Origin of the sequence: Paraburkholderia sp. SIMBA_030, from assembly GCF_046535245.1 — a bacterium.
GTDB lineage: Bacteria > Pseudomonadota > Gammaproteobacteria > Burkholderiales > Burkholderiaceae > Paraburkholderia.
This window is the reverse complement of record NZ_JAWRXB010001452.1, coordinates 1-242: the sequence shown is the minus strand read 5'-3', so window position 1 is coordinate 242 and position 242 is coordinate 1. Positions and strand designations below refer to the sequence as shown.

Here is a 242-nt window from a genome sequence, read left to right as displayed (position 1 = left end):
CGATGAACGGATCGGTCGTGATCGAGAAGATCGCGGGAATCGAGTCGACCGCGAAGATCAGATCGGCGAATTCGATCATCAGCAGCGCGACGAGCAGCGGCGTCGCGTAGCGCTTGAGCTTGCCGCTGACGGGATGCGCGCGCCGCACCACGAACGCGCCGCCTTCGAGTTGCGGCGCGACCGGCAGCACGCGGCGAATCACGCGCAGGATGCGGCTGTCTTCCACGTGCGCTTCTTCCTTC

Annotated in this window: 1 protein-coding gene; it reads right to left on the bottom strand. The window is 65.3% G+C overall.

The features are described from left to right. On the bottom strand, positions 1-242 hold a 242-nt coding region (locus tag SB772_RS44835; RefSeq protein WP_410839131.1), incomplete at both ends, for a TerC family protein.